The sequence below is a fragment of the Bacteroides thetaiotaomicron VPI-5482 genome, from assembly GCF_000011065.1.
Classification (GTDB): Bacteria; Bacteroidota; Bacteroidia; order Bacteroidales; family Bacteroidaceae; genus Bacteroides; species Bacteroides thetaiotaomicron.
The window spans coordinates 1,059,279-1,071,296 of the sequence record NC_004663.1; the positions used below are offsets into that span (position 1 = coordinate 1,059,279).

7 protein-coding genes are annotated in these 12,018 nt (G+C 42.4%); 3 read left to right on the plus strand and 4 right to left on the minus strand.

All coding sequences use genetic code 11. The features are described from left to right. Positions 1 to 9 precede the first annotated feature (9 nt). Positions 10 to 2,367 (plus strand): ABC transporter permease, encoded by a 2,358-nt coding sequence (locus BT_RS04330; protein WP_011107500.1) that lies wholly within the window; start codon positions 10 to 12, stop codon positions 2,365 to 2,367. 215 nt (positions 2,368 to 2,582) lie between these two features. Here BT_RS04330 and BT_RS04335 read toward each other — a convergent pair whose 3' ends face one another. Genes BT_RS04335 through BT_RS04345 form a run of 3 tightly spaced genes read right to left on the minus strand, consistent with a single transcriptional unit; the run spans position 2,583 to position 9,067 of the window. Beyond that, positions 2,583 to 3,905 (minus strand): BT_3987 domain-containing protein, encoded by a 1,323-nt coding sequence (locus BT_RS04335; protein ID WP_011107501.1) that lies wholly within the window; start codon positions 3,903 to 3,905, stop codon positions 2,583 to 2,585. Positions 3,906 to 3,935: 30 nt separating this feature from the next. Next, complete coding sequence (locus BT_RS04340) at positions 3,936 to 5,834, minus strand: RagB/SusD family nutrient uptake outer membrane protein (protein ID WP_011107502.1); 1,899 nt, start codon at positions 5,832 to 5,834, stop codon at positions 3,936 to 3,938. Between the two features lie 20 nt (positions 5,835 to 5,854). Continuing rightward, positions 5,855 to 9,067 carry a SusC/RagA family TonB-linked outer membrane protein gene (locus BT_RS04345; protein ID WP_011107503.1) on the minus strand — a complete coding sequence of 1,071 codons (3,213 nt, stop codon included), beginning with the start codon at positions 9,065 to 9,067 and terminating at the stop codon, positions 5,855 to 5,857. Positions 9,068 to 9,793: 726 nt separating this feature from the next. Here BT_RS04345 and BT_RS04350 point away from each other — a divergent pair. Beyond that, positions 9,794 to 10,177, plus strand: coding sequence for a hypothetical protein (locus BT_RS04350; protein WP_011107504.1), 384 nt, complete (start codon positions 9,794 to 9,796; stop codon positions 10,175 to 10,177). 25 nt (positions 10,178 to 10,202) lie between these two features. Further along, positions 10,203 to 10,550, plus strand: coding sequence for a lipocalin family protein (locus tag BT_RS04355; protein ID WP_008761537.1), 348 nt, complete (start codon positions 10,203 to 10,205; stop codon positions 10,548 to 10,550). Between the two features lie 87 nt (positions 10,551 to 10,637). Here BT_RS04355 and BT_RS04360 read toward each other — a convergent pair whose 3' ends face one another. Continuing rightward, the gene (locus tag BT_RS04360; RefSeq protein WP_008761538.1) at positions 10,638 to 11,822 is read right to left on the minus strand and encodes a serine palmitoyltransferase; all 1,185 of its coding nucleotides are present in this window, start codon (positions 11,820 to 11,822) and stop codon (positions 10,638 to 10,640) included. Positions 11,823 to 12,018: the final 196 nt, after the last annotated feature.

The window sequence follows — 12,018 nt, forward strand, 5'->3', positions numbered from 1 at the left end:
TTACAACGAATGGAACGAACTGCTATGGAAAACCTCGTACTATTAAAACTTATATTCAGAAACTGGTGGCGCAATAAACTTTTTGCGGTCATCTCTTTGGTCAGTCTTGTGGTCGGTATTTCCTGTACCAATCTTCTGATCTCGTTTGTCATCCATGAATATACGATAGAAGGGGAAAATCCAAAGAAGGACCGTATCCTGCGCCTGACTCAGCGACTGCCATCCATGCAGAGCACCGGACAAGTATCATTTGTCTACGGAGGATCGGTTGCCGGAATGATAGCTCCGTTTCCGGAGATTGAATCTTATCTCCGGCTGACCGAGAAGGAGGCAACTCATATTGAAATTGAGAACCAGCGCTTTCCTCAACAGGTCATTGTTGAGGCCGACAGTTCTTTCTGCCGTTTTTTCCCGTACCAGATATTGTCCGGCAATATGAAAGAAGCCTTGACTAAGCCGGACTGTATTGCTTTGAGTGAAGAAAAGGCCATGCAATACTTCGGGAAGTTCGATTGTATCGGGCGAGAACTTTCTGTGGTATATGGAGATAAAGTTGAAATGAAAAAGGTATCTGCCATATATAAGTTTTATGCGCAGTCAGCACTCCGTATTGATTTGCTTGGTAATTCTCAGAACCTGCAGGAAGAAGGAACTTCCTGTATGATTCTTCTCAAAGAAAAGACTGACGTGTCAGCCTTTCGCGAGCGTTTTGAGTCAACAGAACTGCCTACAGTGACAGGTCCCGGTTATTATAAACTCCAGACATTACAAGAATCCTACTTTGACACAAAACTGGCTGATTCCGTGAAAACATTCAGTCATCGGCAGATCGCTTTGTTGAGTATCGGTTTATTATCAGCTTTTCTTGTCTTATTCATCGCTTGCTTCAATTACGTAAACCTAAGCTTTTCGCGCCTGCTGAAACAAGTAAACATGATTCATGTAGAGACATTGATGGGAGCTTCTCATTCATATATTTGCCGGCAACTTTTTATTGATACATTCCTTACCGTATTTATCGCTTTCATCCTTTCCATTCTTGTAATGGGGGACATACTTTCTCTTTTCAATTATTTCTTTGATGCCCGTCTGACTTTCGGTTTCATTCTTTCATGGAAAGTCTTTCCATTTATTCTTCTGTTTGTTTCTCTTTTGGCCATTATACCGGCCACCTATATGACGAAGAAACTGAACCGCATTTCTATCAGCGGATATCGGCAATTTTTTCAAGGGAGAAAAAGAAGAAGACTGGTAGCGACCCTTGTAGGCGTGCAAATGGTTATCTCCATCGGATTGATGACTGCCTTTATGATGATACGTACGCAACTTTCAACCATAGAAGGGCAGGGTGAACGCTTTAAAGGAGTTATAATCTTAGGTAATGAGGGGGCTGCCTTGACTATCCCTTTGTATAATGACATTAAAAACCTGCCCGGTATCCAAACTGCCCTGTTATCCAAAGGGCGGATAACGAGTCCTTTTAATATCATCATTCCACTAAACAGGAATGGGCAGGAAGTAATGGTAAATAAAGTTTTATTGACCGAGAACTATGGACTGCTGGACTTATTCAACATAGAACTTCTCGAACCGGAACGAACGGAGGATTTATTTTCCAAGGTAGCCCATCCGGTAGTTGTTAATGAAGCCTTTGTACAGTTCTTTGTACCGGGAGGAGAAGATCCGGTGGGGCAGACCTTAAGCAAATATGAGCAGGACAACGCCGGTGAAGGAACTATTATCGGTGTGTGCAAAGATTTCAGACTGACTTCTTTCAACTCTGCCATTACTCCGATGCAGATTATTCTTCAAGAGATTCCGGTCGATCAGGCAACCTACCTGTCTTGTCGTATAGATGAGGGCAGACGCAATGAGATAGTAAAAAATCTCCGGTTGCTGTGGGAGAAACACGAGCCGGGACATTCTTTTGTTTACATAGACGCCTATCAGCAATATATATCCAACAATACAGATATGGTGAATTTCTCCCGATTATTACTGGCTTATGCTATAATCAGTTTGTTCCTGACCCTTTTTGGTATCTTTGGAATTACATGGTATGCGGTAGAACAACGAAAAAGAGAAATTGCGATTCGTAAAGTACACGGTGCCTCTTCCCGCCAAATTCTATTGTTGTTGAATCGTCCGTTCTTCTATTATATTCTGATAGCCGACATGATCGCTATTCCTATCGTATATGTCTTGATGAAACGGTGGAGGGAACAGTTTGTGTATCCTACGGATTGGGGAATAGAAGTATTTATAGTACCTGTCGTCTTATTGATGCTTGTAACGTTTGTCACAGTTGTCCTTAACGGATATCATACGGCATTAAGTAATCCGGCTGAGACTATTAAAACGGAATGATCACTATGAATATGTAGTTCTTCAGTATCCAGTTTCTAAGAAGATAAAACGTTCTTCTTTTGCCGTTGACTTTGAAGCTAATCAACCGTTGGAAAAACAGGAAAGGTGGCATCGGACAAAATAAAAGCTACTCTCTTTGGGGGAAGAGAGTAGCTTGACTTCAAGATACACTATAGAGTGCACTTGCTATAAAATACCTATCGAATGCTCATGTGTCAGTTAATAATAGTGCCCTTGACATCCAGTTCTCTGATAGCAGCGACAGTACTGTTTCCTCCGTCATCGGGAATCGTGAGTCTGATGTAACGTGCTTTGATCGATTTTACATAATATTCCAGGGCGGCATCCTGATTCGTGAATCCGAATCTGCCGATAGGAGTCCAGTTCACGTTATCTTCACTAGCTGCAAACTCGACCACTTTGATAGGATTGTTTGAACCTCTGCCGCGCGGAAGCAATTCCACCTGTGCTATTTGTATGTTTTGCTTCATATCTATCACAATATCATACGGTAGCGGGTCGCTTCCACCTTGCCATTTGGCATGCCAGAATGTTTCAGTGTCTCCGTCTATCAGACATTTGGCTAATCCATTGCCGGCTCCTTCTCCCGAAGCTTCCTGTGTCGTAAAGGACAGAACTTCCCAGCCGCTCTTTGATATTTTCGTTCCTTCTTTTATGATGCAGAATCCTGTGTAGGTGTCTTTATCCGCACGGATAGTGGCATCGGAAGTAACTTCGCCTATTTGCACAGGAAGCATATAATTTCCCGGAAGAATGTTATCTTTCAGCTTGTAACTGACTGTGGTCTGATCAACTCCCTGAGACAATGACGGGGATTCGGGTTTGGTATAGCACTCTGCCGGCAGAAGACTGAAATAAGTCTGATTGGCACTGTTGTACGTATCTACTACCGACTGGTTGTTGACTAATGTACAGTTGATGTTCCATTTATTGCTAAAAGGTACTCCAATGGTAATCGGCAACTCTTTTACATTGTTGACATTGATTTCCTGTATACCATCGTTTATGATAGTTACAATGGGTTCGGAAACTTTAAATCCCAGTAGGAGGGTGGAACGGCCGGGGTTCAACTTCTCTCCTGTAGTGCTTGCTTTGAGTGGGAGAATGTATTGAACATTGTCATAGCCGCACAACGCATGAATCTTTGTCGGGTCGTATACGATAGTGCCTTTTGCCAGTCTGTCACCGGCAGATACGTTAACCGTTGTGTTAGTCATTTGATAACAATCTTCCGGAAGTATCTGGTAACTGGTTCCGTCGGCAGTATTGAGTGAGTCGAGCAGGCTTTTGTCTACGGTGAAGGTGACGGTACTGTTATTCAGTTCCAGTCCTCCGTGTTGTATCCATAAGTCAGCATTGTATTTTTCTCCTACATTATACGATTGCAGAATAGTCAGTCCGTTTTCAGACAATGACAAAATCCCTTCGGATGTATTGCTCGTATCAAAGGTTTCATCACAACCGATAATAGATAGAGTGATGCAGCCTGATATTAGTATATAACTTATTTTTCTCATAATGCTCATTGATTTATTGTGCTTATACAATTACCAGCCCGGATTCTGGACGAGGTTTTGTGTCTTTCTCATTTCGTGATCCGGTATTGGCTGTAAGTACATCTTTCTGTTGAATACAATTTTTTCAGTTTCCACTACGCGGTTGAACTCTTCGGTATCATTGATAGTTCCCCGAACATTCATACCGTGTGCATATCCGTTCTGGCGTCCTTCACCGTCTTTGTCGGCAATCATCCAGCGGCGTACATCAAAATAACGTTGACCTTCCGTTGCCAGTTCAATCTGACGTTCGCGCTGAATGGCTGCTCTTTGCAATTCTTTATTACCTACGATACCGGGATTCAGTATTTCTACTTTCGGCAAGCCTGCCCGTTCGCGTACGAGGTTCAGATAAGTCAGTACGCGTGAGTCGCTCGGATTTACTTCGTTGGCAACTTCTGCATATATCAGATAGAAATCCGCCAGACGGAAGATTATGGAAGGACGGTTCTGACTAGCTACACCCGGACTGGTTTTGCTGATTGATCGGTTGAAGCGCTTGAAAAGCATATATCCGGTTGTAGTGGCTTGTCCTTCCTGAACGCCTGCATTACCTCCATTGTAGAACTGGACTTGTTTGCAGGTGACAGGCCATTGGCGTCCGTTGAAGAAGACAGTGTTGTAGAAACGTGCTTCACGATTCAGATAGCGGTTACTGACTGTTACGTTGGTGTAGTTCTTAGAGTATTTTCCGTCATTCTTGTCCTTGTAAGTTCCGTAACCATCTTCTTTATAAAGTGTTGATTTCGGCAGATAGTCGGTTTCCTTGATAGGAAGTCCGTCGTTCATATAGAAGGCGTCTACGAGTTCTTGCGTTACTCCGGTCGAACCCAAACCGTTCTTTTCGCAGCGAGGAACGATTCTTCGGTCGAATGCGTCACCGTCAAGTCCTCCCCAGTCGTTGTTGGCGGTGCCCCAGATGATTTCTTTATTGTATTTCTGAAAGAGGTTGTAAACGGAGGCATCTACGTCTAGAATCTGTTCACCGGTGCTGCTTGTTGTATATTCTTTGTATAACTCGTAGCGGTTTCCGGTTTCTGCGTAATCGATGAAATCTTTGCAGGCGTTTAATGCAGTATTCCATTTGTTGTCATCACGATCCGGGAAGAGTCTTGTACCGTCTGGGTTGGTCAGAGACAGCGCTTCTCTGTATCCCCCGTTGAGAAGGGGGCTGGCTGCATATAGCCACAATTTGGCACGTACGGCCAAAGCGACACCTTTGGTTGGCCATGCGCGGTAAGATTCATTTTCGTGCATCGGTTCCTGTGGCAGTTCATTAGCTACTTCACGTAGTTCCTGATCAATATACGTGATAACTTCATCTACCGTATTTCTGGGAACATCCTGAGTCTCTGTCGCCTCGTATACCTTATCTTTTACGAGGATAATAGGACCGTATTGTTCCAATAGCAGATAATTGTAAAATGCACGCATGAAGCGTACGTTGGCACGCATCTCATTCAGTTCGTCTTCTTCCAGTCTGTCGCCTTGCGTACCGCTGGTTGTAATCACATGAGCTTTCTCTAGGAAAATGTTAGCCTGCCGGATGTATTTATAGCAGTCGCCATAGCGGTGAAAACCAGCAGTCGCCGCATTCTTGTCCGAGTTGTTGGCCTTGGCAGCATTTCCATAACCTACTACTAGTTCATCGCAGATTGCAGCCCACGGATTTTTAAAGGCTCCTACATTCAGGCTGTTTATTCCCGAATAATCGGGGATTCCTGCAAAGACATTGGCATACCATCGTTTGGTATAGGCTACGTTTTCAAATATTTGATCTGTATTTTGCAAGCCTCCTGACATCTGGTCCGAAACAGCCAGATAATCACATGAACTGACGGAGAAGAATAATCCCATCAGCAACATATATATGTGACTTTTACTTTTCATATTTTTATCTTTTATGGTTTTTAGAATGTGAAATCAAGACCGATTGTATAGGTTCGCGGCAGCGGATAGTTAAGTCCGGCATTCGCATTTCCGGCTTCCGGATCGAAATATTTGATATGATCCCATACTGCCAGGTTATATCCCATCAGATAGATACGGGCAGCTTCGAAGCCGATCTTGCTTAAGAATTTCTTAGGTATCTGATAGCCGATTTCTATATTCTTCAATCGGAGGAAAGAGCCATCGCGCAGCCACCATGTACTGGCAACGCGGTTATTAGCATTGTTCGCATTGCTCTTGTGCAGACGGGGAATAATTACATCCTGGCTCGGATTGTTCTCTGTCCAACGGTTTAATGCAAAGGTGCGATAGTTGGACTGGTCTACACCCCATGAGAATGGGTACCATCCTTCGGAAGTCTTTCCACCCAATAATACAGAAGTGTTCCCTGCTCCCTGGAAGAAGATGCTGGCGTAGATTCCTTTATATTCGGCATTTAAACCGAATCCGTAGATAATTTCCGGAGTTTCCGGATGACCGATTCCTCTTACACGGTCATAAGAGTCGATGATTCCGTCTCCATTGACGTCGGTATATTTGATGTCACCGGGACCAAGGAGTCCGCCTAAGGTTGGTTGTGGAATTTCCGAACGGAGTTTATAAGTCTTCAGACCGTTAGCGTTGGTGCTTACGGTAAAGTCGTCTTCGGTATAAAGTCGTTCTGCGATGTAATAGAGATTATCTTTATCACTGACACGTTTGCCCGTAATAGCTTGGTAGTCATACTTTGGAGGAAGTTCATCATATTCCAGAATTTTATTGCGGGTGAATGTGAATGTACCTCTTGCGCTAAGTTTTACCTTGCCTATATTTTGATGAGCGTTCACAGACATGTCAACACCTCTGTTGCGAACCTTACCGAAGTTTTGCCACGGATCGTCTCTCAGACCGCCAAGCTGGGGAACAGTCTGACGTTGCAGCAGAATCTGGCTTCTGGTAGAATCGAAGTAATCAAAGATAACTTCAAGACGGTTGTCAAACAAGCCGATATCGAAACCGTAGTTTTGTTTGTCTTCTACTTCCCATCCCAAGTAAGGAGCTGCAAAACGTCCTTCTATGATGCCGTTGCCGATACCGTTCAGACCGCCTCCGGTATCATTGTAACCTTGCGTAAAACCTCCGGCATCCATTTTGTAGGTCGGACGGTACAAGAAACGGGTTCCTCCTGTATTGTCGTTACCGGCACGTCCGACAGAGGCTCTTAATTTGAGTTTGGGGACATACTTTTTGATTACTTCCGGGTAGAAAGACTCATTGGAAATGTAGTAGGCAAGACCTACTGCCGGGAAGAAACCGAAACGGTTGCCCGAAGCAAATGCTTCCGAACCGGTGTATCCGAAGTTGCCTTCAATGAAATAGCGTCCGCCGTAACCGTAAGTTAAACGTCCTACCAGACCTTGCTTACGATAGGGAAGTGCTACATTGTGATATTGGGTTTCCTTTTGCATGTACAATAGCATGGCACCTACTTCGTGCTGGTCGAACGTACGTTTATAGTTGATGGCAGCATCTATGTAAATCTTCTTGGTTGCGCTTGTCGCACTATTCTTAGGGTCCTGCAATTCAGGGTTTCCGGATACGACTGTGGCAAATAATAGATTGCCGTTTTCGTCGTGTCCCGTAGCATGATATCTTGTCGGATTATATTCACGGCGAACGATCATTTCACTATCATAGTCATAACTTGCGTTCAGGCGTACAGACAAACCTTTGGTGATAAAATCCAGTTTCTGGTCTACATAAACTTTGGATTGAATGGCAGTACGGTATTCTTTGGCGTATCCGGAGTTCATCAATAAGTTGTACGGGTTGCGCATGTTAGCGTCACGTTCCTGTGAGTAGGTTGAAACAGTACCATCACTGTATACAGCCGGAAATGTATAAGGAGGAGTAATCAGCATGGAACGGAATATATTGGCAGTTCCTGTTCCCGGATAATTATTAACCAGATACTGAAGTGCGAGGTCAACTCCTACAGTTGTAGTGCTTGATACGTTCATATCAATATTTGAACGAAGATTGATACGGTCGATGCCGATGTTTGTATTATATTGTTTGGTAGGACTTCCTTTGAAAATACCACTTTCGTTGTAATATGCTGCCGAAACAAAGTATTTTGCTTTTTCTGTACCTCCACGTACATTCAAGGTATATCTGTGTGTGAATGTGTTTTTACGTAACATTTTGTCGATCCAGTTGGTATTTGGATATAGGTCCGGATCGTCATTGTTCCGGTAATGTGCAATTAAGTCATCCGAAAACTGCGGTAATTCCCCATCATTATGGAGTGCTTCGTTGAACAGGTCCAGATAGTCGGCCGAACCAACGAATTCGGGAAGACGGGTGGGGGAAGAAATGGTGTGTTCTGTCTTGAATGAAATCTTTGCCTTCTCTACACGTCCGCGTTTGGTAGTGACAAGTACTACACCATTGGCTCCCTCGGCACCATAAATGGCTGTTGCAGCGGCATCCTTCAAAACCGAAAACGTTTCGATTTCGTCGGGTTCAATATCACTCATGCTTCTGGGTACACCGTCCACAAGTACCAGTGGAGATGTACCACCCGCAAAGGTACTTACGCCTCGAATCCAAAACTCTGCGTTATCATATCCGGGTTCACCCGAACGTTGTACTGCAATCAAACCGGCGACTTGTCCGGCAAGACTGTTATTCAGGCTTCGCGAAGGGACAACGATATCCTTTGGTTTGATGGAACTCATAGAAACGACTACGCTTTCCTTTTTCTGCTGTCCGTAGCCGACTACTACAACTTCGTCCAGCGCTTTGGAGTCTTCGTTCAGCATCACATTGATGTTGCGGCGCCCTTTTACTTTTATTTCTTCGGTTACGTATCCAAGATATGATACTTGCAAAATTGCATTGTCGGAAGGAATCATAATCTGATAACGTCCTTCTACATCGGTTATTGCTCCGACGTTTGATTGTCCTTTTACTACAACATTGGCTCCGATGATAGATTCTCCTTTGCTGTCTGTTACTACACCTGTTATTTTAATCTTATTTTGTTGCGTTGTTTCTGAACTCTCTATGCCATTCATCGGCTTTTCCGCATTGCCGGCATTTATGAGTGGAGAAAAACATAAAGAAAAGAACAGAACACCGATTCGCGCGGTTGTGTGCACTTTGTTTGAAGTAAATAAAATGTTTTTCATAATTTTGATTTTAAAATAATAACTAGTTTACCGGTTTTGTTTGTAAACGATAGGGATGGTAAATCATAATACTGTAATATTTCCATAGGCATTGATTGTGTGTTGATTTTTGATTAAAAATTAGGTTGTGAAATATAGAATTTAGTAAACTCTAAGGCGGTATAAGTTCATGGAGAACTTGGTGGGATGAGTATTATGAGTACATATTAATTTCAAATACCTCCTGAAATATTACTTTATCAGAATTATAAAAGGAAAAGATAGGGTAAACGAAGAAATAACTTTTAAAAAAAGCATCAATTTATAGCGTATTTCTGAAAAATATAACTATTTTTGTCGCCAACAAAGCAAAGAAAATCATTCAATATTTGTAAACCTTAAATTTTCAAAAGATGAAAGCTTATTTTTCTAAAATCTGCTACCAAGTTCTCCATGAACTTATCTGAATATATCCTTAATTTATCTATTATTTATCTGATTATTAATATATTGTATGTTTGATCGGAATGAGCTAAAATAGTATTTAACATATTCCTGTTTTGTCTGTCTTATCCTTATTTTACGTTTTGTATAATTATATATGTATCATTATTTTGTAATGAGCGTGTGCCGGTATAGAAAAACTTTTAATGCCTTATTTCAATTAATTTTAAGCAGGTTCATGGGAAAAACAATTTTAAAAATTACCTTTGCAATATTCTAAGTTTTATCTCAAATAAAAAGCATATGAACAAAATGAGAGTTTTTTTATTGTTTGCTGTTTTGGTTGGTGTGATAAGTGCTTGTCAATCAAAGAGCGAACAGACTGCGGGACAAGAGCAGGATACTATGGATGATAGTCTGGCTGTTGCTCCTACAGAAGATGAGAAAACAATCTTCGGGGTAGTAGAAGATGCTTCGATGAATAATTTTATGTTGGTTACTTCGAAAGGAGATACAGTGTTCGTCAGTACGATGGATCAGGAGCCGAGTGAAGTCGGTGGCTTCGAACTGGGAGACACCGTACAGGTGAATTACATAGAAGAAGAGGAAGAGCCGGGATCGAATACGATACCAACTGCAAAGAAAGTGATTGTAGTAGGGAAGAAGGCGGATCGGACTAATGACTAATTAATAATCTAATCAGAACTACAGAATGAAAAAGAAAATGTTGGCAGCAACTCTGTTGATGGGTTTATTGGCTGCATGTGGAGGTAACTCTGCCTCAATTGTTGGCTCATGGGTAGAACCTGTGCCGGGACTGGAAGGACAAGTACAAGGTATTAAGATGGAAGAAGGAGGCGTTGCTTCTTCTGTCAATATGGCTACTTTGGTTTATGAAAGCTGGAAACAGGAAGGAACTAAACTGATTCTGACAGGAAAAAGTATCGGTAATGGCCAGACGATTGAATTTGTGGATACGATGGATATCAAGAGACTGACGGCTGATTCTTTGGTTCTGGATAACCAAGGAATGGAAATTCGTTACGCAAAGCAGAAGTAATTTGTTTGCTGTAGAATTAAAAAAGCTACTTTCCTGATGATTTGTCTTTCGGAAAGTAGCTTTTTTATAGCTTTTCAGAGATGCTGCTTACAAAAGGTCTAAAGCTTTGAAAGCTTTCACTAACTTTTCTACAGCACTGTCTATTTGTTCTTTGGTGTGAGTAGCCATCAATGCCACGCGTACCAATGTGTCTTGCGGAGCACATGCCGGCGGAATAACCGGATTGATGAATACACCTTCGTCGAAAGCTAACTTAGTAACCATGAAAGTCTTCTCCGTATCGCGTACATAAAGAGGAATGATAGGAGACTCAGTAGCACCGATCTCGAAGCCTGCTTCACGGAAACGTCTCAGAGCATAGTTGGTTGCTTCCCACAGAGCGTTCAGTCTTTCCGGTTCATTCTGGATGATATGAAGCGCTTCCAGAGCAGCTGCTGTTGCAGCCGGAGTGTTGGATGCACTGAAAATATAAGTACGTGCATTGTGTCGCAGCCAGTTGATGATAGAAGAATCAGCAGCGATAAAACCGCCGATAGAGGCCAGTGACTTACTGAAAGTACCCATGATCAGGTCTACTTCGTGTGTCAGACCGAAATGGTCGCATACACCACGTCCCTGTTTTCCGAATACACCCAAACCGTGAGCTTCGTCTACCATGATAGTAGCATTGTATTTATGTTTCAGGCGAACGATTTCGGGTAGGTTTGCCAAGTCACCTTCCATAGAGAATACACCGTCTACTATGATCAGTTTCACTGAATCCGGATTGCACTTCTGAAGTTGCTTTTCCAGATCCGCCATATCGTTGTGCTTATATTTTAATTGCTGTGAGAAGGAGAGACGACGGCCATCTACGATAGAGGCATGGTCACGGTCATCACATATTATATAATCATTTCGGTCGGTCAGGCATGAGATAACTCCGGAATTAACCGTAAAACCGGTAGAGAAGCAAAGTGCTTCATCCTTGCCAACAAAGGCTGCCAGTTCTTTTTCAAGTTGAACATGAAGATCGAGCGTACCATTCAGAAAACGTGAACCGGCACAACCGGAACCGTATTTGCGCATGGCTTTGATACCTGCTTCAATCACTCTTTCATCTCCCGTAAGGCCAGTGTATGCATTGGACCCGAACATTAACACATGTTGTCCGCCCATTTCTACTTCTGTACCCTGCTTTCCCTCAATCTCACGGAAATATGGGTAAACGCCCTGTGCCATAAATTTCTGTGGCAGGTCGTACTTAGCTAACTTCTCTTGTAATAATCCCATGAATTATAATTTATTATACTCATACTCAGATCATTCGCTGATGATCTAATTTCCTTTTATCTTAACAAGTGTTTAAAACAGGGGGCAAAGATAACAAAATTTGCTTTTATCTGTTCTTTTTAAAAGAAAAAAGTTGCTCCCATGAGATTAGAAACCTCTAATAGATCAAAATTTAATATATTTGTATTACTTTTGT

What these genes read in the sequence shown, in the direction of transcription:
- BT_RS04335 (WP_011107501.1), bottom strand. Translation starts at nt 3,905, where the DNA reads ATGAGAAAAATAAGTTATATACTAATATCAGGCTGCATCACTCTATCT.
- BT_RS04345 (WP_011107503.1), bottom strand. Translation starts at nt 9,067, where the DNA reads ATGAAAAACATTTTATTTACTTCAAACAAAGTGCACACAACCGCGCGA.
- BT_RS04360 (WP_008761538.1), bottom strand. Translation starts at nt 11,822, where the DNA reads ATGGGATTATTACAAGAGAAGTTAGCTAAGTACGACCTGCCACAGAAA.
- BT_RS04350 (WP_011107504.1), top strand. Translation starts at nt 9,794, where the DNA reads ATGAACAAAATGAGAGTTTTTTTATTGTTTGCTGTTTTGGTTGGTGTG.
- BT_RS04330 (WP_011107500.1), top strand. Translation starts at nt 10, where the DNA reads ATGGAACGAACTGCTATGGAAAACCTCGTACTATTAAAACTTATATTC.
- BT_RS04340 (WP_011107502.1), bottom strand. Translation starts at nt 5,834, where the DNA reads ATGAAAAGTAAAAGTCACATATATATGTTGCTGATGGGATTATTCTTC.
- BT_RS04355 (WP_008761537.1), top strand. Translation starts at nt 10,203, where the DNA reads ATGAAAAAGAAAATGTTGGCAGCAACTCTGTTGATGGGTTTATTGGCT.